The organism is Corynebacterium sp. KPL2830, assembly GCF_040225635.1.
In the GTDB taxonomy this organism is placed as follows: domain Bacteria; phylum Actinomycetota; class Actinomycetes; order Mycobacteriales; family Mycobacteriaceae; genus Corynebacterium.
Genome location: NZ_JBEHFR010000001.1, coordinates 78,872 through 98,500 on the forward strand (window position 1 = coordinate 78,872; position 19,629 = coordinate 98,500).

Annotated in this window: 18 protein-coding genes, 1 tRNA gene and 1 pseudogene; 11 read left to right on the forward strand and 9 right to left on the reverse strand. The window is 58.5% G+C overall.

Going from position 1 to position 19,629, the window contains the following annotated elements; genetic code table 11:
* Positions 1–7: 7 nt before the first annotated feature.
* Both ABRP87_RS00360 and ABRP87_RS00365 read right to left on the reverse strand, forming a co-directional pair.
* On the reverse strand, positions 8–1,372 hold the full coding sequence (locus ABRP87_RS00360) for a PFL family protein (protein ID WP_349867023.1): 1,365 nt from the start codon (positions 1,370–1,372) through the stop codon (positions 8–10).
* 1 nt (position 1,373) lies between these two features.
* Positions 1,374–1,643: an ACT domain-containing protein gene (locus ABRP87_RS00365; RefSeq protein WP_023022407.1), complete on the reverse strand. Its 270-nt coding sequence runs from the start codon at positions 1,641–1,643 to the stop codon at positions 1,374–1,376.
* 115 nt (positions 1,644–1,758) lie between these two features.
* On the opposite strand from ABRP87_RS00365, the gene ABRP87_RS00370 reads away from it, so the two are divergent.
* The 5 genes from ABRP87_RS00370 to ABRP87_RS00390 all read left to right on the forward strand — a co-directional run bounded on the left by ABRP87_RS00370 (position 1,759) and on the right by ABRP87_RS00390 (position 6,130).
* Entirely contained in the window at positions 1,759–2,427 is a 669-nt protein-coding gene (locus ABRP87_RS00370) for an SDR family oxidoreductase (protein WP_349867025.1), read from the forward strand.
* Between the two features lie 18 nt (positions 2,428–2,445).
* A complete protein-coding gene (locus tag ABRP87_RS00375) occupies positions 2,446–3,423 on the forward strand; it encodes a nucleoside hydrolase (protein ID WP_349867026.1) in 978 nt (325 codons plus the stop codon).
* Between the two features lie 123 nt (positions 3,424–3,546).
* Positions 3,547–4,293: an ECF transporter S component gene (locus ABRP87_RS00380; protein WP_005283022.1), complete on the forward strand. Its 747-nt coding sequence runs from the start codon at positions 3,547–3,549 to the stop codon at positions 4,291–4,293.
* Positions 4,293–4,985 (forward strand): energy-coupling factor transporter transmembrane component T family protein, encoded by a 693-nt coding sequence (locus tag ABRP87_RS00385; protein WP_349867028.1) that lies wholly within the window; start codon positions 4,293–4,295, stop codon positions 4,983–4,985. The genes ABRP87_RS00380 and ABRP87_RS00385 overlap by 1 nt, the downstream gene beginning before the upstream one ends.
* A complete protein-coding gene (locus tag ABRP87_RS00390; RefSeq protein WP_349867030.1) occupies positions 4,976–6,130 on the forward strand; it encodes an ATP-binding cassette domain-containing protein in 1,155 nt (384 codons plus the stop codon). Before ABRP87_RS00385 ends, ABRP87_RS00390 begins: the two co-directional genes overlap by 10 nt.
* Positions 6,131–6,333: 203 nt before the next feature.
* Here the strand turns inward: ABRP87_RS00390 and ABRP87_RS00395 are convergent.
* The 3 genes and pseudogenes from ABRP87_RS00395 to can form a co-directional block, all read right to left on the reverse strand.
* Positions 6,334–6,471, reverse strand: a pseudogene (locus tag ABRP87_RS00395) (IS110 family transposase); the annotation flags it as partial.
* Between the two features lie 107 nt (positions 6,472–6,578).
* The gene (locus tag ABRP87_RS00400; RefSeq protein ID WP_239268152.1) at positions 6,579–7,154 is read right to left on the reverse strand and encodes a TetR/AcrR family transcriptional regulator; all 576 of its coding nucleotides are present in this window, start codon (positions 7,152–7,154) and stop codon (positions 6,579–6,581) included.
* Positions 7,155–7,348: 194 nt separating this feature from the next.
* Positions 7,349–10,165 (reverse strand): aconitate hydratase, encoded by a 2,817-nt coding sequence (can, locus tag ABRP87_RS00405; protein WP_349867033.1) that lies wholly within the window; start codon positions 10,163–10,165, stop codon positions 7,349–7,351.
* A gap of 374 nt (positions 10,166–10,539) precedes the next feature.
* Here can and ABRP87_RS00410 point away from each other — a divergent pair, with 374 nt between their 5' ends.
* The 3 genes from ABRP87_RS00410 (at position 10,540) to ABRP87_RS00420 (ending at position 15,189) form a co-directional block, all read left to right on the forward strand.
* Positions 10,540–11,013, forward strand: coding sequence for an Rv1476 family membrane protein (locus tag ABRP87_RS00410; protein WP_023022390.1), 474 nt, complete (start codon positions 10,540–10,542; stop codon positions 11,011–11,013).
* Between the two features lie 1,687 nt (positions 11,014–12,700).
* A complete protein-coding gene (locus ABRP87_RS00415; RefSeq protein ID WP_349867035.1) occupies positions 12,701–14,083 on the forward strand; it encodes an NlpC/P60 family protein in 1,383 nt (460 codons plus the stop codon).
* Positions 14,084–14,115: 32 nt separating this feature from the next.
* Positions 14,116–15,189, forward strand: a complete 1,074-nt coding sequence (locus tag ABRP87_RS00420; protein ID WP_349867037.1) for a ferrochelatase — start codon at positions 14,116–14,118, stop codon at positions 15,187–15,189.
* Between the two features lie 18 nt (positions 15,190–15,207).
* On the opposite strand, the gene ABRP87_RS00425 is transcribed toward ABRP87_RS00420, so the two are convergent.
* The gene (locus tag ABRP87_RS00425; RefSeq protein ID WP_349867039.1) at positions 15,208–15,981 is read right to left on the reverse strand and encodes an Rv1486c family protein; all 774 of its coding nucleotides are present in this window, start codon (positions 15,979–15,981) and stop codon (positions 15,208–15,210) included.
* A gap of 33 nt (positions 15,982–16,014) precedes the next feature.
* Between ABRP87_RS00425 and ABRP87_RS00430 the strand changes: the two genes are divergently transcribed.
* A complete protein-coding gene (locus ABRP87_RS00430; protein ID WP_349867041.1) occupies positions 16,015–16,854 on the forward strand; it encodes a DUF3097 domain-containing protein in 840 nt (279 codons plus the stop codon).
* Positions 16,855–16,880: 26 nt separating this feature from the next.
* On the opposite strand, the gene ABRP87_RS00435 is transcribed toward ABRP87_RS00430, so the two are convergent.
* The 3 genes from ABRP87_RS00435 to ABRP87_RS00445 form a co-directional block, all read right to left on the reverse strand.
* The gene (locus ABRP87_RS00435; protein WP_005282991.1) at positions 16,881–17,453 is read right to left on the reverse strand and encodes a hypothetical protein; all 573 of its coding nucleotides are present in this window, start codon (positions 17,451–17,453) and stop codon (positions 16,881–16,883) included.
* Between the two features lie 29 nt (positions 17,454–17,482).
* On the reverse strand, positions 17,483–18,223 hold the full coding sequence (locus tag ABRP87_RS00440; RefSeq protein WP_349867043.1) for a TVP38/TMEM64 family protein: 741 nt from the start codon (positions 18,221–18,223) through the stop codon (positions 17,483–17,485).
* A 102-nt stretch (positions 18,224–18,325) separates the two neighbouring features.
* Positions 18,326–18,411, reverse strand: a tRNA-Leu gene (locus ABRP87_RS00445).
* 238 nt (positions 18,412–18,649) lie between these two features.
* Between ABRP87_RS00445 and ABRP87_RS00450 the strand changes: the two genes are divergently transcribed.
* Together ABRP87_RS00450 and ABRP87_RS00455 are read left to right on the forward strand one after the other, a co-directional pair.
* Entirely contained in the window at positions 18,650–19,189 is a 540-nt protein-coding gene (locus tag ABRP87_RS00450; protein WP_023022376.1) for a YbhB/YbcL family Raf kinase inhibitor-like protein, read from the forward strand.
* Positions 19,189–19,581, forward strand: coding sequence for a hypothetical protein (locus ABRP87_RS00455; protein WP_023022374.1), 393 nt, complete (start codon positions 19,189–19,191; stop codon positions 19,579–19,581). Before ABRP87_RS00450 ends, ABRP87_RS00455 begins: the two co-directional genes overlap by 1 nt.
* Positions 19,582–19,629: the final 48 nt, after the last annotated feature.

The following is a 19,629-nucleotide window of genomic DNA, read 5'->3' on the forward strand; positions in this document are numbered from 1 at the left end:
TCGACACCTAGTTGCGGAAACCGTGTACCGGTGCAGGGATGAAGCCGCCGCGGTTGATGAACTGCGAATTGCCCACCTGATTGACCGGGATGATCGGTGCGTAGCCCAAAAGCCCACCGAAGCTGACCTCGTCGCCCACCTTGGCACCAGGTACCGGAATGACGCGCACGGCGGTGGTCTTATGGTTCATCACGCCGATTGCGGCTTCATCCGCAATCATGCCGGAAATCGTGGCCGCAGAGGTATCGCCGGGGAGTGCGATCATGTCAAAGCCTACCGAGCAGATGGCGGTCATGGCCTCCAACTTGTCCATGGAAATGGAGCCGGACTTTACGGCATCGATCATGCCCCTGTCCTCAGAGACGGGGATGAAGGAACCGGACAAACCGCCCACGCGCGAGCATGCCATCATGCCGCCCTTCTTGACGGCATCGTTAAGCAGCGCCAATGCCGCCGTCGTGCCGTGCGTGCCCACCTGATCGAGGCCCATGTGCTCGAGGATATGTGCCACGGAATCGCCGAGTTCTGCCGTGGGGGCCAAGGAAAGGTCAATGATGCCGAAGGGAACGCCGAGGCGCTCGGAGGCCATATTGCCCACGAGCTGCCCGGCGCGGGTGATCTTGAAGGCGGCTTTCTTCACTTCCTCAGCTACCTGATCCAGGCTTGCGCCTTCCAAGGAGCCGAGGGCGCGGTCCACCACTCCGGGGCCGGAGACGCCAACGGAGACGACGCAGTCAGGCTCCTCGATGCCGTGGAAGGCACCGGCCATAAACGGGTTATCGCCCACGGAGTTGGCAAAGACGACGAGCTTGGCGCAGGCGATTGCGGAATCATCCTTGGTCAGCTCAGCGGCTTCCTTGATGACCTCGCCCATCTGCTTCGTCGCATCCATATTGATGCCGGCGCGGGAGCTGGCGATATTGACCGAGGAACACACCACGTCCGTCTCGGCCAAGGCTTCGGGGATGGAGGAAATGAGCTTTTGCTCTGCGCTTGTCGCACCCTTTTCCACCAGCGCGGAGTAGCCGCCGACGAAGTTAACGCCCACCTCCTTCGCGGCCTTATCCAGCGCCCGCGCGGCATCGACGGGGGTGCCATCCAAGCCTGCGACAACGAGGGAAATGGGGGTGACGGAGATGCGCTTGTTGACGATCGGGATGCCGAGCTCACCTTCGATGCCCTCGCATACCTCAACCAAGCGGCCCGCTTGCTGCGTTACGCGGTCATAGATGGCCTGGCAGGTTGCCTCCATGGTCGAGCGCGTGCATCCCAGCAGGGAAATGCCCATCGTCACGGTACGGATATCGAGACGATAGTTTTCGATCATCTCAATGGTGTCCAAGATATTGGTGGTATTAAAACGCGTGCTCATGTTAAATCTCGTTCATGGCGGTAAAGAGGTCTTCGGACTGAATGCGGATGGATTGCTGCTTTTCCTCCGCAACCGGGCGCATCCGCTCCTTGATGGTCTGGATGGATACGGCATCCGCATCGAATTCAACGCGGAGGATCATGGTGAAGTAGTCACCCATCAAGGTCTGCGAGACGTCAACGACGTTGATGCTGAGATCAGCAAGGGTCGTGGTTACTGCTGCAATGATTCCTGTGCTATCGGCACCGGTAACGGTCATAATGGCATACATAGTCAGTATTCTATCTGGTTCGGTGTGTAACGCTCGCACCGCGGTCGCGGCATGTTCTGGCACCGCTGAAAAGAACCGCTGCAGCATAAAAATCGCGCTGTTACCATGGGGCGCTATGACTGATACTAAGAAAAAGGTTTTGTACATCGGTGGACACGGCAAGGTTGGCCTGCTGGCGGCTCCAAAATTAGCGGAAGCTGGCCACGAGGTTCACTCGCTTATCCGTAACCCAGAGCAAAAGGCCGATATCGAGCAGGCCAACGCTACGCCGGTTATTGCAGATATTACCGAGCAGTCCGTTGACCAATGGGCCGAACTATTCGCAGATTATGACGCAGTTGTATGGGGTGCCGGAAACGGCGGCCGTGGCGGCGCGGAACTGACGTGGGCCGTCGACCGCGACGGCGCATTGGCCGCCATCGAGGCCCTAGAAAAGCTGGGCAAAGACGTTCCTCAGTTCGTCATGATTTCTTATGTCGGCTCCCAGGTTGCGACGACCGATCCAGCCGATGAAAAGTGGTACGCCTACGTGGAGTCCAAGAAGGAAGTGGACAACCGCTTGGCCGATAGCTCTATCCCGCACATCATCCTCAAGCCCGCTGGCCTGACGGAGGAGCCTGCGCAGGGGCTGGAATTTGTTGAGGACAAGATGCTGCAAGAAGGTCAGACCTCGTCTCGTGACCTGGTGGCAGACGTCATCGTAGAGGTACTGGGCCGCGAGGAGCTTCCAACGTCTCCAGTCGTGTTCGTTGACGGCGACAAGCCAGTAAGCTCCATTAAGTAATAGTCAGCCAGACTATCAATGAGTGTTTCGCGCCCAGCCGTCTTGCTCGACTGCGATCCAGGGATTGATGACTGCCTCGCCCTAATGTACTTAGCGGGGCTGCATCACGCGGGCGAGATCGAATTAGTGGGCGTGAGCACGACTGCTGGAAACGTCGCGGTCCAGCAGACAGCCGCCAATGCACGGTGGATTTTGGACCTTTGTGGGTTGCCGGAGGTCCCCGTCGCGCCTGGGCGGTCGGCTCCGCTCGAAGTAGAGCTGACCACGACACCTGAAACCCACGGTGAGTCCGGCTTGGGTTATCTTTCCGCGCCCGATCACGATTTCGGCGATATTCACTGGCAGGAGTTGTGGTCGAGCGCCATTGTCCGCAACCCGGGGCTATACCTCATTGTCACCGGGCCAGTAACTAACTTGGCAGACTTCGAGCGGGAGCATGGCGATGCCGTTGCGGGATGCGGCTCGATTACCATCATGGGCGGTGCGGTTAATTACCGCGGCAATACGACCCCGACCGCGGAGTGGAATTTCTGGGTAGATCCCCACGCGGCAGCACGTCACTTTTCAGCCTCAGCAGCACCACCCAGCGCTCTCTGCTCGCTCGAGGTCACCGAGCAATTTCTCATCACCCCAGAGCGCTTGGCAGAAATTCAGGGGATTCTTGGTACACACCCGATGGCGGAAAAATTGCCGGAGATCCTGCGGTTCTACTTCGAGTTCCATCAAGCGCAAGAAGAAGGCTACCATGCCCAGATCCATGACCTTCTGACCTGCATCATTGCGCTTAAGAAGGTGCCGTTTGAGGCTGTGGATACGACCATAGACGTGGAAGCGGATTCTGCGCTGATGCGCGGTACCAGCGTCGCCGACCTCCGCAATCACTGGGATCGGCCGGCCAACGCCTCTTTGGTGACCAGCGCGGACATTCCAGCTGCTCACCGCGAGTTCGACAGGGCGCTGCGCGCATTGAGCGCGCGTGTTGCTCTAGGCGAATAAATCTTTTACCCTAATCCGCAGCGCATACGCCACATTTTTCCTACGCTGAGGTGACATAGGCTGGGACTACAAGAGCAGTGTGCCCCAATCTCTTTTTCACATTGATGGATTAGGAATACCTCTATGCCTCAGCTTTCTCTTACCCCTGCCCGCCGGGGGATGGTCATCGCGGGCGCCGCGCTCGTCGTCGCCACGTGGATCTACTTGGTGCTTTTCCGCCCAACTGATTGGGAGTCCGTAGCGGGCTCCGCCGAAGCCTTGATCACCCTGGCCGGCTACCTCATCGGTGCGGCCTTGCTGCTCGCCGGCACCGTGCCGTCCCTGCCGGCTCGTACCATCGCCATTATTCCCATCGCGTTGGTTCTCAACATCGTGGTGGGCCAAATCATCGGTTCGAGCGGTATTCCACTGTATATCGACTCCGTGGGAACCATCCTGGTGGCGGCACTGGCAGGCCCCATTGCTGGGCTTGCTACCGGTACGCTGTCTTCAGTGGTCTGGGGATTGCTCAACCCGATGGCACTCCCATTCGCCGCAGTTTCCGCTGCTACCGGCTTCCTTTCCGGTTGGGCCATCCAAAAGGGCGCGTTTACTAAGATCTGGAAGGTCATCGTCAGCGGTGCCATCATCGGCATCATCTGCGGCATGCTCGCCGCACCCGTGGCCGCATTCGTATACGGCGGTACGGCGGGTGTCGGTACCGGCGCGCTCACGTCCCTCTTCCGCGAACTCGGCAACTCCTTGATTGCGTCCGTCACGATGCAATCACTTATCTCCGACCCACTGGACAAGGCCGTTGTCTTCCTCATCGTGTGGGCTGCCGTGAAATCCTTGCCTAAGCGCACCCGGGAATCCCTGCAGCCTCGCTAATGTATCGCCTTCACCCGTCGACGGTCCTCACTATTGCTGCGTGCGGTTGGCTACTTATCCTCGCTCTCAATAGCCCACTAGCCTCTGCAGTGGTAGCTGGCGCAATGCTTGCCTATGGCGTGTGGGCCACGAGATCCCTTGCGATCGTCTTGGCCTCTGCAGCGCTCTGTGCTCCGGTGGCCTTATCGATGTTGGTGATCCACGCCCCCTATGGCGATAACCAACTGATTCCGCTCGTCACAAGCGATGGCCTGCTCATCGCCGTCACACTTGCCCTGCGCTTTTTCGCGCTCATGGTGTGCTTCATCGTGGCGATGTCCGTGCTGCGGATATCCGATATTGCGAAATGGCTACAAGTCTCGCGCGCGGGGCACAAAATTGCCTACATCGTTGGTGCATCATTACAGTCCTTACCGCAGGGTGCGCAGGCATGGCGGACCGTTCGTGATGCCAACCAGCTGGCGGGAATCAAGGTGACGTGGCGTAATACTATCTCGCGGGTAGTCATCCCGGTGATTTCGCGCCTCCTGATCCAAGGCACCGAGCGCGGCCACGCCCTTGCAGCCGTGGGTTTTGATGAAGAGGGGACCAGGACCCTTTTGCGGCCGGTGCCGGATTCAATCTTGTCCCGCGTGCTGCGCTACATCGTTTCCATTGGAACCATAGGAGTCATGGTCTTTGTATGGATATAGACGATATTCAGCCGAGTAAGGGACGCATCGTCCAAGTACTTGTTCCTTCGGATGCCATCGCCGAAAACGTGGCGCAAGAGCTGGGCGAAAAATTCTCATCATCCGCCATCATTGGTACTGACTCCTCCGCGCAGATGAGCTACCTGCGCGATACCTGCATCGAAGAAGTGGTCCTAGGATTAGAAAACCAGGGTGAGGACCCAGCCCGCATGCAGGTACGCGGAGAGGAAATGCTCGCGGCGGTGGGGCTTAGCGATTACGCGGAGAAGAACCCCACCCAGCTTTCTGGCGGTCAGACGCGGAGGCTCGCCGCTGCTTGCGTTGCGATCCGCGAGCCCGAGGTGCTCATCATGTGCGAGCCGAGCGCGGGGCTTGACCCCACATCGTTGGCGATGATGGTGCAGCTATTGCATTCGCTGAGCAATACCTGCGTTCTTGCCGTGTCATCCATGCACTGGCCCGAATTGGGCGGGGAGGTCGTAGGAGAGATCCCACAACCTGCCCCTATACACCTGCAATCGATTTCGGATTATGGGGCGCAAGAATACCTCGGGCCGCTTACTGCGCGCCGAGGACAGGAAAAGAAGCGCTGGTGGCAATCGGCGAAGCCTTCCGGCAATACCTTTAGCGTCGGACCGGTAACCATCCCCATTTGCGGCGGCGGCGTGACTTGGTTGCGCGGGGCAAACGGAACCGGAAAAACGTCACTCCTGCGCGCCGCCGCCGGCCTTGATGGGGCACAGCGCCCAGCAGAGCCTCTGGGATTGGTCCTACAATCTCCTTATGACCAGGTAATATATTCCACTTTGGGGGATTTTGTTCCCGATCCCGCGTTACGGGAGCTGCTGGAACTTGATGCCGATGAGCACCCATTGGATCTATCTGATTCCCGGCTGAGGCTTGCCCAAACGGCACATGTGGTGGGGATGGGCCACGCCATCTTGCTCATGGATGAGCCGGATAGCTTGCTGTCCCTAACGGATCGAGCGTTGATGCATCAACTGATTCATAAGACGCTGGACTCAGGAACGGCAATCGTCCTTACGTGCCACGATCCAGGGTTCGTTGCAGAGATAGCGCAGTATGTCAGCGTCCAGGAAGTGGAGCTTTCCACTGCCGGCGTCTTGGCAGAGGGCACCGACTAACCGAGTCTGCGTTCAGCTGGCGCCTTCGCCTCCCAGTGAGAAAAGCGGAGTGACGAAAGCGGGGGTGTTCCTATAAAGTTTGTCAGTCTCGCGGATGGGGTTGACGGGGTGGATCCTCAACTCGGGAGTTTTAGGTGTGTTGTTTTGCGCGCGATTGGTAGCCGACTGGGATTTTTCCAGTCGGCTTGTTTCGTTGTTAGGGGTTAGGCTGCTGCGGTTTCCTTTGCTGGGGCGGGGTCGCGGTAATACTCGTGGTTGCGCATCATGGCGTAGAGGACGTTGATTCGTCTGCGGGCGAGTGCTACGACTGCGGCGTTGTGATGCTTGCCTTCCTTGCGCTTTCGTTCAAAGAATTGCGGGCCTAACCCCCGACGTGTCCACTTTCCGGGGTCAGGCCCGCACTTGCTTTTAGCACTGGCTGCCCACAAGAGCAACGTAATGGGCTCGGTTAGCGCTGTGGAGACCTAGAACTTCGAATGGATTGCTCCACCAGATCGAGGACACGCTCCAGGCCATCCGTATCCCCTAAGGCGAGCCTATTAATAAACCCATCCATGAAGGTTTCCAAATAGCTCACCAGGGTATCTATATCGACATCGTCTCGCAGGCGGCCTTGTTCCGCGTTGGAAGCGAGGCGGGCGCGGATAGCCTCGTCACGAATGGACTGGTGTTCTTTCCACCGAGCAGCAAACGATGGGTCCGTGCGCAAGAGGGAAGTGATCTCCAGACGCGTGGCAAGCCAATCGTGGCGTTCTGGGTGACGCAACATCTCCCGCATAACCTCGACGAGGCCGTTATTGGCCACCACTTCTGCCTGGCGTGCGGCATCTTCGCGGGCTAAAGAGAGGAATAAGGACTCCTTGTCCCCAAAGTGGTGGAATATGGCGCCGCGTGATTTCCCGGTGGCTTGTTCTAAGAGGCGGACAGTCGCGCCCTCATAGCCATGTTCGGCAAAGCACCGGCGAGCCCCGACGAGAATTTCGTGCCTGCGCCGATTTAACTCAGATTCACTCACGATTGGCATGGTGAGGTCGTCTCCTTTTAGGAATGATTAATGCTTCAAGTTAAGTATGTTCTGAAACGAACATAGAACGACAATGAAAAAACGCGGGGCCGCAGAGCCCTCTACGGGAGAGAGCGGTGCGACCCCGCGTCATCAAGCTCAGCGACGAGCACTAAGTCCAAAAAGCTTAGTACTTTTCCGTCGCATTAAGTGGCTTAGTTCTTCACCATCTGGCGCAGCACGTACTGCAGGATACCGCCGTGGCGGAAGTACTCTGCCTCACCCGGGGTGTCGATACGCACGTTAGCGTCGAACTCGACGGCGTCGTCGGAGTCCTGCTTGGTAGCAGTGACGTGAACGGTCTTCGGGATGGAACCGTCGTTGAACTCGGTGATGCCTTCGATGTCGAAGGTTTCTGTACCGTCCAGACCCAGGGACTCGTGGGACTCGCCCTCAGGGAACTGCAGCGGGATAACGCCCATACCGATGAGGTTCGAGCGGTGGATGCGCTCGAAGGACTCGGTGATGACTGCCTTAACACCCAGGAGGTTGGTGCCCTTTGCAGCCCAGTCACGGGAAGAACCGGTGCCGTATTCCTTACCAGCGATGACGACCAGTGGGATGCCGGCTTCCTTGTAGTTCTCGCATGCATCGTAGATGTATGCCTGCGGTGCGCCCTCTTGGGTGAAGTCGCGGGTGTAACCACCGGTCTCATCCACCAGCTGGTTAGCCAGGCGGATGTTGGCGAAGGTACCGCGCATCATGACCTCGTGGTTACCGCGGCGGGAACCCAAGGAGTTGTAGTCAGAGCGGGACACGCCGTTCTCGTCCAAGTACTGCGCAGCCGGGGTGCCCGGCTTGATGGCAGAAGCAGGGGAGATGTGGTCGGTGGTGACGGAATCGCCCAGCTTCGCAAGAACGCGAGCGCCCTTGATGTCCTCAACTGGGGCCGGTTCGGTTGGCATGCCCTCGAAGTACGGAGCCTTGCGGATGTAGGTGGAGTCCTCATCCCACTCGAAGGTCTCGCCCTCTGGAACATCCAGGTTGCGCCATGCGTCGTCGCCCTTGAAGACGTCGGCGTAGTCGGCCTCGTACATCTCGCGGGAGATGGCGGACTGGATGGTGTCCTCGATCTCCTGCGGGGTAGGCCAGATGTCCTTCAGGAAGACATCGTTGCCGTCTTCGTCCTGACCCAGCGGCTGGTTGTCAAAGTCGAAGTCCATGGTGCCGGCGATAGCGTAGGCGATAACCATGATTGGGGATGCCAAGTAGTTCATCTTGACGTCCGGGGAGATACGACCCTCGAAGTTGCGGTTACCGGACAGGACTGCGGTAGCTGCCAAGTCGTTCTCGTTGATGGCTGCAGAAACTTCCTCTGGCAGCGGGCCGGAGTTACCAATGCAGGTGGTGCAGCCGAAGCCGGACAGGTAGAAGCCCATAGCCTCGAGGTCCTTCCAGAGGTCTGCACGCTGGAAGTAGCCATCGACAACCTGGGAACCAGGTGCACAAATGGTCTTGACCCATGGCTTGGAGCGCAAGCCCTTTTCAGCGGCCTTACGCGCAATCAAACCAGCACCCACCATGACGGATGGGTTAGAGGTGTTGGTGCACGAGGTGATGGAGGCGATTGCCACCATGCCGTGGTCAAGGGTGTACTCGCCGCCGTTGTCAGGTTCGACGGTGATCGGGTTGGAGTGGCGTCCCTTCGCGCCAATGGCGGCGGATTCGCCGTGGCCCTCGCGCGACTTGTTCAAGCCACCGGTGACGTCCTCATCGCCAGGCGCGCCGCCTTCACCGGACATGCGCTTAGCCTCAACGGAGGAGTCATCCACGCATACTTCGTCGGTGGTGTAGTTGGACAGATCCTTACGGAACTGCTCCTTGGCCTCCGAAAGAAGGATGCGGTCCTGCGGGCGCTTCGGGCCGGCAATGGACGGCTCAACGGTGGACAGGTCGAGTTCGATGTACTCGGAGTACTCCGGTTCCGGAGTGTCCTCTGCCAGCCACATGCCCTGGGCCTTGGCGTACTGCTCGACGCGGTCGATCTGCTCTTGCGGGCGACCGGTGAGCTCGAGGTACTTGGTGGTCTCTTCGTCGATGGGGAAGATGGCCGCGGTGGAACCGAACTCTGGCGACATGTTGCCGATGGTGGCGCGGTTAGCCAGCGGGACGGACTTGACGCCGTTGCCGTAGAACTCTACGAACTTCTGGACAACGCCGTGCTCACGCAGCATCTCCGTAATGGTCAAGACGACGTCGGTTGCGGTAACGCCGGTCGGGATTTCGCCGGTGAGCTTGAAGCCGACGACCTTCGGGATGAGCATCGATACCGGCTGGCCAAGCATGGCAGCCTCTGCCTCGATGCCGCCAACACCCCAGCCCAGGATGCCCAGGCCGTTTTCCATGGTGGTGTGGGAGTCGGTACCGATACAGGTATCCGGGTATGCCAAGCCCTCGTTGTTAAAGACAACGCGGGACAGGTACTCAATGTTGACCTGGTGGACAATACCGGTTCCCGGAGGAACAACGCGGAAGTTGGAGAAGTTCTCAGCACCCCAACGCAGGAACTGGTAGCGCTCTTCGTTGCGCTGGTACTCGATTTCAACGTTCTTCTCAAGAGCGTCGGTGGAGCCAAAGGCCTCAACGATGACGGAGTGGTCAATAACCATCTCGGCCGGGTTTAGCGGGTTAACCTGGTCTGGCGTACCGCCAAGAGCGGAAACGGCCTCACGCATGGTTGCGAGGTCGACGACACAGGGAACACCGGTGAAGTCCTGCATGAGGACGCGGGCTGGGGTGAACTGGATTTCAGTATCCGGTTCGGACTTTGGGTCCCAATTGGCGAGGGCCTTGATGTGGTCCTCGTTTACATTCTTGCCGTCCTCATTGCGCAGCAGGTTTTCTGCCAGCACCTTGAGGGAGTACGGCAACTTCTCCATGCCAGGAACCGTGTTGATGTCAAAGTAGTCGTAAGACTTACCGTTGACATCAAGGGTCTTCTTGGCGTCGAAGGAGTTCAAGCTTTCAGTCACAGGGAGCTCCATTCCTTGTTGATAAACAGTCTGTTCTGTTTTGTACTCGCCGCCTACTGGAGTTGCGGGATAAGCAAAAGGTGCGCGACCACATAGTGGTCGAGACGAAGCCATGGGGCCCGCAGTGCCAAAGACGGCAAAGAACGCGATGGTTCACCTATTTATTGTAGAGGTAAAAACCTTCCGTTGCTTCAATTGTAACGGGACAAGCGTTCTGTTTAAAGCTTTTAGTCGCACTCGGCGCGTTTACTGTGTGGGCGGCGGCGGTAACCATTATCTTTAATGAAGAACGACTGAGGAATATGCGCAGTGCATAACCCCCGATTTCGGGTGCACGAGCCTCCGTAACAGGGAAATAGAGGGAAGAGGATTGAATGGTTCCGGGTGATGTGGACGTCCCGCGGCTGGCTCAGCAGCTCAAGCAGGATGGCGTGGCTTATTCCGCACCCTCCCTGGAATCGGATACTCAGCTGAACGCACACGTCGCAGAGCAACTGCGTGAGGGTGACGGGGTTGCCGTGGTCGATGTCTTTGTCTCCAAGGCCGCCGACGCGCGCGACATTGCACAAGAGCTCCATGATGCTACCGATCTGCACACTGTCATCGTGCAGACCCCGCGCCATGTCTCCTCGGTTAGCGAGAACTATAGCCGTGCGGATATTGAATCTTCCCAGGCGCAATTAAAACCGGGACTTAACCAAGTCGATCTTGTGCAGCAGTACTATGCAGGGCTTGAGCAAAGCAGCTTTCCGATGATCGCAGTCGTCGCCGTCGTCGCCATACTCGCCCTACTTTTCGGCGGTTTAAGTTATTGGCGTGCCTCCCTTCACCGCGAACTTCGGGGGTAAGTAGCTGCCATTCAGGAGGGCGCGGGTCCGGGGAGGGTGGACGTATCAAGGCGTCCAAACGTATCCAACTTCTAGCTATGTTTGTTCGAAAAAGTAGAAGAAAAATTCCATTTTTTCAGCGCTCGGCGCGCCCCAGAACCATCCGCCGAATCGAGCTAAATTTTGCGGCCGCATGAGCGTCGTGGCGTACCGCACCGAAGGGACTTGCGGTGCCCACCCTGAGGTTTATAGAAAATGATGTTCAGGAATTGGCGTGATTCATCAGCCTCCTTACGGGCGCCCCTCGGGCGACTCCGGGTCGCTGCGGATGAAGAAAACTGTGGTTGCCTAAAAGGTCAGGGGAGCGGGGGAGGGGTCAAAGTAAAGGCTTAGTGGTTGACTTGAGTTGGGGGAGTGGTTCTAGAGCTGTGAAATGGCTCCGAATTGGTTACAGCTCGGGGCGCAAGACCCTCGAAATACGAAAACCAAAGTGATGAACATCACAATAACGGGATGGTAACAAAATTATTGCAGGTTAGGTACGACTGTTGCGTCATGTGGTTTAACTTGACTCCACGTAATTAAGTGGAATGTGTGCGAAAAGGGCGTGTCGTGACGTATGGTTCGAGTGTCGACTCAAGGGACATGAATATCTTCTTGAGTTCATGGGCTTAGCCTTGACGGTCAATTGAAGATTCGCACGGGTATGTGGGGAAGCACGCCTCGCGGGAATCGAGGAATTGGCGGTTCTTGGAAGTCAATGAACCACGGAGCGAACTCTCGAACGGGAGAGTAGAAAATCTTTCACTTGAGCGATGACAATGTTCGAAAAATAAACATCAACCCACCTTCCTTAAAAGTGGTGAGACGAGTTCGCTAGAGCTCCGTTGTGTGGGTATGCGGGTGTTGTTCTTTGTCGAGCCCTTCGATATTGGATTCCCAGAGAAGCGGAATCCAGGCACGAGGTTCGCGAGGAGCGCAGTCGGGTACGTGCAGAATGGGAGAATGAGGGAACCGGAATCACACTAGGGCCAGCATCGTGTGGCCTGTTCATGGTTTGTGGCCGCTTGCCCTCGCACGGAAGAGTACGCGAATAAAGCTGTACATCCACTGCGCCGCGGCGAGTTGCGCCAAGGATCATAGGGCAGTTCTCACTGTGCCAAGCGCAGCGTGCGAAGGGGCTTGGACTCTTTTAGCAACCCAAATTCACCGCACGCCACAACTGGAGCTCTATGAAGATGCGCCAATCCTAGATTGGAACTGCAATGGGAGAGTAGTAGATGCTCCCTGCAGCGCTAGAGCGCTCACGCTCACAGTAAACCGCGTAGGACACGTGGAGAAAGTGCACCATACATGTCGCTGGTATGGGGAAATAGTAGCGATTGTTGGGCATTGAGTCGTGAGGCTACTGAGCTCAAGCATCAGTGCATAGAGCTTTAATAGACGTGCGCAATCCCTAGGTGAAGTCTTTACTTTTCGGGCTCATGTGCCGCTTACCTCCTGGAGCTAAGGGCTGCCAGGGCGATAACGCATACCCATAAGCCTTTGGGTGTGCGGCTATCGGATTCGGAATATCGCAACGAAGACTCTGAGCTTGCTGCTGTGCGAAAATGCGCAAGCTTCAGTGTCTCGGGCATTCCTATGCCCAAGTGCGGTTCATGGTGTCCCAATCTTTAATAGGAAGGTGGTCCAAACAAGGAGAATTCCAGTGGCCACCATTCGTCTACCGCGCATCCGACATGTTCGCGCAACTATAGCTGCAGTCGCAGGTGCCGCAGCGCTATCGCCCCTTACGTCCATCGCTCCCGCAGGAGCAGATGAGCACCCCGATCCCGCCCAAGCCGGCGCGGTTGAAGAAGTTCCAAGCGCCGGTGCAGATGACTCCATTGCCCGCGCTGTATCAAACGTTGATGCTCAGCAGCGGGACGTAGATCAGCTGCAGCAGCTGCTCGACCAGGCGGAGGAGCAAGCGGCGGCCGCGACAGAGCGCATCGCCCAGCTTTCGGCCGATCCTGAGCTTGCGGACGATGCGGCAGAGCTTGACCAAGCTTATGCCGATAAGCGCGCAGCCGAATCGGCAATGGTAGAGCACCGCCGTAACTTGGCCCAGCGGGAAGCTCAAATGAATGCCACCCGTAACTTCGCCGAGGCGTCTTTTGCTCACCAGCAGCAGGCGGTGGAGGTATCCCAACAAGGCGACCTTCCAAAGGTGCAAAATCAAGATAATAACCTTGAATTTAAGGTAAATGGGGATGCGTTTGCCGATGCTCCCGTCAAGTCGAAAGACTTGAATAAAGACAAGTCTCAAAACTTTACCGACGAAATCGTTCCCGACGAGGCTCCGCTACCTGAAGCGACTAATAACGACGTCGGTTCGGACGAGCAGGCGGATCCGGCGCCCCCGAAGGCGGAGTTCGGCACTGCGCTTAACCAGGGGGCAACCCCGTCCTTTAACACGGTGGACTTTGGCACCGGATCCTCGGCATCGGACGTTATGGACGTCGCCGGGGAGCTCGCCGCATCCGTCGACCAAGACGATGTGCGAGCACTAATGGAGGGATCTGCAGACTTGTTGGGGATTGGCAGCCCGAATACGGCGCCATCGGCAAGCACTGATCCTTCCGCCACCGGTCAAGGGTCCGGAGCGCCATCCACCCCTGCTCCGGGCAATAGCAGCCAGATTGAGGCTGTGATCGCTCGCGCAGAATCTGTCATCGGCACCCCATACGTGTGGGGCGGTGGCGACAACAATGGCCCAACTGGCGGCCTCCGGGACGGCGGCATCGCCGATAGCTTTGGCGACTACGGCCGGAGCGGGTTTGATTGCTCTGGATTGACTAAGTACGCGTTCGCCGCAGCGGGCCTGGACCTTCCGCACTACACCGGCGCGCAGTACCAGATGGGCAATAAGGTTTCGCGCGATAACATGCAACGCGGCGACCTCATCTTCTACGGTGCCGGCGGCAGCCAGCACGTGGCGATCTACTTGGGCAATGACCAAATGATTGAGGCACCGCAGTCTGGGCAGAACGTACAGGTCTCCCCTGTGCGCTGGGCTGGTGCGACCCCGGATGTTGTGCGCCTTCTCTAATTCTTAGCCTTGTGGTTGCTACTATTTAGGGCATGATTGACGCACAGCATCCTGCCCAAAAATTCGACGCCCTCCTCGTTCTTTCTTTCGGTGGCCCGGAAGGAAACGAGGAGGTCGTTCCGTTTTTAGAGAACGTTACGCGGGGCCGCGGAATTCCGCGCGAGCGCTTAGAAGTAGTGGGCGAGCATTATTTCCACTTTGACGGAGTAAGCCCGATCAACGGCCTGAACCGGGAAATTATCCATAACGTCGAAGGCGAGCTGAAAAAACGCGGACATAATCTACCGGTTTATTTTGGCAATCGAAACTGGCACCCCTTTGCCACAACTACCGCAGAGAAAATGGCGGAAGAGGGGATCCGCTCGGTGGCCGTCTTCGCCACCTCCGCTTGGGGCGGCTACTCGGCGTGCAGGCAATACGATGAAGACATTGCTGCGATGCGGCAACACCTTGAAGATAAGGGTCTGGCAGAAATCGAGTTCACCAAGATTCGACAATTTTATGATCACCCCAAGTTCATCGCGGAGATGGTCGATGCCGTCGCCGAGGCCTGGCGGCGTATCCCCGCAGAGAAAATGGGCAGCGCGCGTATGCTGTTTACAGCCCACTCCGTGCCGAATGCACACGATAATGTCGGTGGCGCCGATGGGGACAAAAACCTCTACTCCCGGCAAGTAGCCGAAGCCTCCCGATTGGTGGCCGAGCGCGCCGGAATCTCGGATTATGACCTGGTCTGGCAATCGCGTTCCGGCAACCCGAAGACGCCGTGGCTGGAACCAGACATCGTGGACCACACCACCGCAATCCATGACCACGACGGCGTAGACGCCGTGGTGGTGTGCCCCATCGGTTTTATCTCCGATCACATGGAGGTCATCTGGGACTTGGATTCTGAGCTGCAAGCCGCTGCCGATGAGATGGGCGTACAGGTCGAACGCGCCCGTACCGCTGGCCCCTCCCAGCGTTTTGCCGGCATGATCGTGGATCTGGTGGAAGAACTCGAACAAGGGCAACCGTGGGAGACCAGCGGGAATGTCACCGTCCAGGGGTGTACCACCAACGGCGCGCCCTGCGCTGCCGGCTGCTGCGATATCCGCGCTCACTAAGGGGCCGGCGAGCCTGCTCTAGCGGGCGAATTCCGCTGCAGAATAAGCCACTCCCGTCATTCGCGCCTGCCGGATATGGCGCCATAAGCGGAGAAGCTCCGGATCGAGGCTGTGATCGTTGATCCTATCCGTGACGGTTTCGATGATCGCGGCAACGCGGTCCGCGCGCACAAAGAGCTTTGCAGCCCGTGGCGGGGTGGCCGGTGGCAGGCCGGGCGTGTCATAGAAATCGCTCAAGGTACCCACCGTGAGCCGGGGATTATTAAGAGCGGTGGACTGGTAGCCGGTGGCCGTAATGAGATCGGCGGATTCATCCGTTGCCTTAGTCAACAATGCGTCCGCCTCGCCGGGGCTCAGCCAGGCCGGCGAGGGCAGCGGCTGGTCCTCGCGGATCACCTGCCATGCCGTGTGGGCTCGACGGGGATGGGGGATGAGAACGAGCGAGACTTCCGGATCATTGGTGCGCACCACAATGGCGCCCGCTGAACTTTGCGCGGCCGCACGGGCAGACTCTGAGCCCGCGGGAAGCGCCGGCGCTTCACCCGGCCCGGATAAAATGAGCCGGAGGAGGGGCTCCCCGCCCGCGCCTGGCTGAGAGGTGAGCTCTTGCGTTTCGGCGCGTAGCAGGGCGAGCAAGTCGATGAAGGGGGTTTCACCGAGGCATTCGGGGCGCCCGCCCAGTTCCGTCAATGCATCGAGCAGCTCATCTGTTGTCTCATGTCCCCACAACCATGCAGCGAGCCAGATGGCGGAGTTTTGGAGAGGGGACCACACTTCGGCGCGCATATCCATGGCGAGCAAGTGTAGTAGATAGACTATCGGGCCATGAGTTTAGATCCTTATGGCGGAGATATTTTTGCTGGGCACCGGCGCAGCAAGCCCACCCAGTATCCAGAAGTGCCGGCAGAGCCGGGCATGGTGGTGGAAGTGCGCGGTGATGATTTCGTGGGCGCCGTTTTAGGCGTGGATAAGACCGTCTTTGGTGAGGTCGTGCGGCTAGAAGACCGCCACGGTGTCGAGCGAGTATTTAACCTCATCAAGGGCGGATTCTTAGTAGAAGGCCAGCCGGTGACGCTCACTCGGTATGTGCCCAAGCAAGCACCCCGCAAATCGAATTCGGGCTCTAGGCGGGTAGAAAACGTGGAGGCCAAGGTGGCAGCGCCATCGCGCATTTGGGTCGAAGGCGTCCACGATGCCGCCATCGTGGAAAAGGTGTGGGGGCACGATCTGCGCGTCGAAGGCGTGGTTGTGGAATACCTAGAAGGCTTGGACAACCTCGAAGAAAGGCTCGCCGAATTTCAGCCTGGCCCCAGCCGCCGGGTCGGCGTGCTCGCGGACCGCTTGGTCAAAGGGTCGAAAGAAACTCGAATGACTGAGTCAGTGGGGGAGCACGTTCTAGTCACAGGCCATCCCTTTGTGGATATTTGGGCGGCAGTAAAACCACAACGTGTAGGCCTGCAAGCATGGCCGGAGGTACCGCGCAGTGAAGACTGGAAGACCGGAATCTGCCGCCGCGTGGGGTGGTCCGATCCCTCCGATGGGTGGCGCCACGTTTATAACGCGGTCCATTCTTTCCGGGATTTGGACTCGAGCCTTATCGGGGCGGTCGAGCGGCTGGTGGATTTTGTGACCACGCCGGAGCTGCACAAATCAGACCTTGTCTAAGCCGCCGCGGGCCGAGTTTTCTGGGCCTAGGCTAGATTGGCGCGTTCAATGAGGTTGACCGCTAATTGCCACCCGGCCATCTCGGCGCTCCAGCCCGCAGCCTGCAGCCTTTGGGACATCGCCTGCTTGGAAATGCCCAATTCTTCCGCGGCCTCATTTTGATTAAGCCCCGCCCGTACGAGCGAGGTCGCCTCGCGGCCCTCGATGGTGCGCTTATTCAGCACGTATCCAATGAGCGCGAAGGCGGCGGCGATATCGCTTGCCTCCGCGGAACGCCCGCGCTTATTGAGTTTGGTGTAGACCTGCCCCATGCGGGCGGAATTTTTCAGCGCCGCGGTGGCCACGTGGCGCGCGCTGTCCTCGTCTGCCTGGTTGCCGGGGCTGATGCCGATGCCGATGGCCCAGTCGCCATCGGCAAGCAAGGCCATGACGACCTCACACACTGCGGTGGCGGAATCGACCACGGCGCAAATATCCTCCACACCAAGGACGTGAAACTCGCCGACGCCCTCGAGGGTGGATAGCGCGGCCGCCGAGCGCTGTACGAGCTCAGCGCGGCGCACGGAACGCCCACGGTAGCGGGCATGGACAGCGAGCACGAGGATCCTCCTTTATCGCGAGCAGTTCGTTACAGTCTACCGCTTAACCTTGACTGGACGGGAGTCGGCAGGCGGGAATCGAGTACAAGCCCGCCGATGCCGGCGAGGGCAAAGACGATAAAGGCAGCGATGATCCCAGGGCTGGCCGTGCCCGTAAGCGCATCGCCGAAAAAGACGCCGATGACCGTAGTGGGAATCGAGCCCACCAACGTAGCGACCGTAAAGTGCGAAACGCTGATGGGGGTAAGCGCAGCGACGTAGTTGAGGAGGCTGAAGGGCACCCCCGCGACCATGCGCAGGGAAGCGATGGGCAGCCAACCGCGCCGCTCCAGGTGGGCATTGATGGTATAAACCGCGGGGTGGGCAAGGTGTGGCCTAATCCAGTCTCCGAGCAGGCTGCGCACAATCAGCAGCGATATTACGGCCGATATTGTGAGCGCGAATAGTGAGATGGCAAGACCCTGCCAGGGACCGAAAAGGATGCCAGCCGCAACCGTCCAGATGGTCCGAGGCAGGGGAAATTGCGTAAATATGACATAACCTAGCGTGAAGGCGACCGGAAACCACGCACCAAGGCGGGCAGCGGCGGCCCGCATCTGGGAGAGATCGGGAATATCGAGCCAAATAAAAAGCGCAACTCCAGCAAGCGCGAGCGCGATGATGAGTATCCAGCGTCGCGGTGACCACGCGCGAATTGAGCCCCACGCAGAGTGGGCGAGTTGAGCGCAGAAGCTGCCAAAGCTGCGTATCCAATCCCGGAAAGTGGTCATGCGTTCGTATCGTAGTCGGCGCGGCCGTGCTTTTAGAAAAGAGCAGTACTTATAGAAAAATCTCGAGGCACCGTAGGAACGATGTCTCGAGACTTCACAGTGTGCCCGGAGGGGGACTTGAACCCCCACGTCCGTTAATAGGACACTAGCACCTCAAGCTAGCGCGTCTGCCATTCCGCCACCCGGGCAGGGTGTTTGCAACCTCTCGGTTGGGCACCCCGAAACTTTATCGTGTTCGGCCTTTGGAATACAAATCGCCAGGTAAACGCTCATAAACCAGGCGATCACAAGGCGGGTAAATACATCCTTGTAACTTGGGCGGCCGCAGCGCCTAGGTAGGAGCACGGTCTGACACCAGCCACACGGTGGTGGGGTGAGTGGGAGGGGCATCGACAAGCGCGTGTGATCTGCGGTACAAAGGGGTACATGACTTCTTATGCAGATGACACTCGATTCCCCGGACCTGACCCCTACGCCCCGCTGCGCGATCTCCCCAGCTTCGGGCTGTCTTCTACCGACTTGGTAGAAGGCGATGAGATCCCAGAAAAGCACCGCGCGCCGGAAAGCGTGTCCCCACAGCTGGCATGGTCCGGGCTGCCGGAGGGAACCAAGTCTTTGGCGGTAACCTGCTTTGACCCGGACGCACCGACCGCTTCCGGTTTCTGGCACTGGGCCGCTTTTAATATCCCCACCGATGTCTCCGAGCTGCCCACCAACGCCGGTGCGGCAGAGGACCTTGGCATCGACGGTGTTATCAGCCTGCGCAATGACTCCGGCAACCGCACCCACTTTGGTGCCAACCCGCCGGCCGGCCACGCGCCGCACCGCTACCTCTACGCGGTCCACGCCGTAGACGTAGAAACCCTCGATATCGATCCGGATTCTTCCCCGACCGTCCTCGGCTTCAACTTGCACTTCCACGCACTGGGCCGGGCAATCCTCTGGGGTTGGTACGAGGCCAAGTAATGGCGAGTTCCGCTCCTAAAAATCCAGTGACCCCACCCGCAGCGCTGCGGGTGGGCGGCGCTTTTTTGGTCGTCGCTTTCGTGCTGGTCCTCTTTGCCCTGATTTCCGTCTTTAGCGATGGATGGGGCGCACCGTTTGTGTGGACCTACAGCAACCTCGCGATCATTATCGCGGCGGTGATGGTGGGTGCCTTCAGTACGATGAGCAAGGAACATGCCGGAAGCCGCGCGCAGATCATCGCCCTAGCGGTTGCGGTGGCCTTGATTATTGCTAGCCGCTTTCTGCCGCAGCACGATCTTTTGATTCAGCAGCAGTATTGGCTGCTCTTTTATGCCGGCATGTCCGCCATCTGTGCCTTAATTTTGCGGCGCAGCGTCATGGCGACCTCTTAAGCGGGCCTATAAATAAGCAATGCCACGTGTAGAAACACGTGGCATTGT

Excerpts from the sequence above, each read along its gene's own strand:
- ABRP87_RS00375 (WP_349867026.1), top strand. The coding sequence starts at position 2,446 with ATGAGTGTTTCGCGCCCAGCCGTCTTGCTCGACTGCGATCCAGGGATT.
- ABRP87_RS00360 (WP_349867023.1), bottom strand. The coding sequence starts at position 1,372 with ATGAGCACGCGTTTTAATACCACCAATATCTTGGACACCATTGAGATG.
- ABRP87_RS00455 (WP_023022374.1), top strand. The coding sequence starts at position 19,189 with ATGGCGAGTTCCGCTCCTAAAAATCCAGTGACCCCACCCGCAGCGCTG.
- ABRP87_RS00365 (WP_023022407.1), bottom strand. The coding sequence starts at position 1,643 with ATGTATGCCATTATGACCGTTACCGGTGCCGATAGCACAGGAATCATT.
- ABRP87_RS00420 (WP_349867037.1), top strand. The coding sequence starts at position 14,116 with ATGATTGACGCACAGCATCCTGCCCAAAAATTCGACGCCCTCCTCGTT.
- ABRP87_RS00440 (WP_349867043.1), bottom strand. The coding sequence starts at position 18,223 with ATGACCACTTTCCGGGATTGGATACGCAGCTTTGGCAGCTTCTGCGCT.
- ABRP87_RS00425 (WP_349867039.1), bottom strand. The coding sequence starts at position 15,981 with ATGGATATGCGCGCCGAAGTGTGGTCCCCTCTCCAAAACTCCGCCATC.
- ABRP87_RS00370 (WP_349867025.1), top strand. The coding sequence starts at position 1,759 with ATGACTGATACTAAGAAAAAGGTTTTGTACATCGGTGGACACGGCAAG.
- ABRP87_RS00400 (WP_239268152.1), bottom strand. The coding sequence starts at position 7,154 with ATGCCAATCGTGAGTGAATCTGAGTTAAATCGGCGCAGGCACGAAATT.
- ABRP87_RS00390 (WP_349867030.1), top strand. The coding sequence starts at position 4,976 with ATGGATATAGACGATATTCAGCCGAGTAAGGGACGCATCGTCCAAGTA.
- ABRP87_RS00410 (WP_023022390.1), top strand. The coding sequence starts at position 10,540 with ATGGTTCCGGGTGATGTGGACGTCCCGCGGCTGGCTCAGCAGCTCAAG.
- ABRP87_RS00450 (WP_023022376.1), top strand. The coding sequence starts at position 18,650 with ATGACTTCTTATGCAGATGACACTCGATTCCCCGGACCTGACCCCTAC.
- ABRP87_RS00380 (WP_005283022.1), top strand. The coding sequence starts at position 3,547 with ATGCCTCAGCTTTCTCTTACCCCTGCCCGCCGGGGGATGGTCATCGCG.
- ABRP87_RS00430 (WP_349867041.1), top strand. The coding sequence starts at position 16,015 with ATGAGTTTAGATCCTTATGGCGGAGATATTTTTGCTGGGCACCGGCGC.
- ABRP87_RS00385 (WP_349867028.1), top strand. The coding sequence starts at position 4,293 with ATGTATCGCCTTCACCCGTCGACGGTCCTCACTATTGCTGCGTGCGGT.